The following is a 1,323-nucleotide window of genomic DNA, read 5'->3' as shown; positions in this document are numbered from 1 at the left end:
TATCACGGCTTGTATGCGCAAGCTATTAACTATTCTTAACAGCATCGTCAAAACGGGGGCTCCATGGCAATTCAACTATTCTTAAAAAAATCTTGACAACACGGTTGCTATATCGGAACTTGGGGAAACTATTATTCTTGACAGGAAGTAAGAGAAAAATGTTTAATAGACCTTAGATATGGAGTTGCGTAAAGGCGCGTAGCTCAGTGGTTAGAGCGCTACCTTGACACGGTAGAGGTCGGGGGTTCGATACCCCCCGTGCCTATTCCTTTACTCATTGATATTAAAGGGTTATTTAGGATTTATCCCCCAGATAAGTGTGTCCGGGTTGTATTCGGAACCGTTTCTCCAAACGGTAGAACTTTACCCCTCTTATTCACCACTTTTCTCAGCCTCGTAAGCCTCTTGTTATATATTATCAGGCAGTTTTGCAATTCTTGTTTTGGGCTGGTTTTGGGGTAAGTGCTTGTATTATATAGGTAATATTGGGCTATGGATGTATCAGGCGGTTTTGCAAAAAAGTATCGGGAATGCCGTTTCTTTAGCGTTTTTAGGTCTTTCTATGACTAAGTCAAGGATTTTTCTTAGTCAATAGCGTCAATATTCTGACACTGTTAGTCGATAGGGCCGGTTGTCTGAAGTCTGATTCTTTGTCTTATTCTTCAGTCGATATGATGTTCAATACGGCTATGCTTGTCATACCTGAAGCGCTTGTCTGGACTTCCTGAAGTACCTTTACCGTGATCTCTTTCTTTTGCATATTCTCAAGAATATCAAGCAGGTCTGTTCGGCCTAATGACTTAAACGAATAGTATCCTTCCGGTATCTCCTGCCCATCAAATACTATCCGCTTTCCTTTCCTGCTATATTTATCATATCGGTAGATGTCGCATCTAATACTAAAAACATCATCCAACAGCTTAGTCGTCGAGGAAAACAGCCTTTTGTCGTCTTCGGTAAGCTCTATCCCGTCTCCATTCTTGTCAACCGCCGTTATTGTGTCAATTCTCTCAGGAATTACTAATGACGCAAGCCTGTTGAAATGTCCCTCTGTGGTATTGATAAAGAGAGACACAGGTTTACTAATGTTTATAGTGCCGGTGTTATTAGCGATTAAGATAACTTCATTATTACTACCGTCAATATCCACCATCGGCGTTACCCCTTTTTCCTTGAATTTGAACACCAGCTTAAAGAAATCATAACCATATTTTACTATTTTCCACAAGTCCCGAGAGTATCACCTAAAGATAGATAGTAATTCATTAATATTTCCATTAACTCTAAATCTTGCGAACAGGCGCATACTCACCTCCATCATAT

The 1,323-nt window shown here is 40.3% G+C and carries 1 protein-coding gene and 1 tRNA gene; one reads left to right on the top strand and one right to left on the bottom strand.

The window, feature by feature from the left end; genetic code table 11:
- Nucleotides 1-192 precede the first annotated feature (192 nt).
- Nucleotides 193-265: transfer RNA gene (locus ASN18_RS01650), tRNA-Val, on the top strand.
- 390 nt (nt 266-655) lie between these two features.
- Here ASN18_RS01650 and ASN18_RS01645 read toward each other — a convergent pair.
- A complete protein-coding gene (locus tag ASN18_RS01645) occupies nt 656-1,228 on the bottom strand; it encodes a hypothetical protein (protein ID WP_085050863.1) in 573 nt (190 codons plus the stop codon).
- Between the last annotated feature and the right edge of the window lie 95 nt (nt 1,229-1,323).

This window comes from Candidatus Magnetominusculus xianensis (assembly GCA_001541255.1).
In the GTDB taxonomy this organism is placed as follows: domain Bacteria; phylum Nitrospirota; class Thermodesulfovibrionia; order Thermodesulfovibrionales; family Magnetobacteriaceae; genus Magnetominusculus; species Magnetominusculus xianensis.
This window is presented reverse-complemented; position numbering and strand designations above follow the sequence as displayed.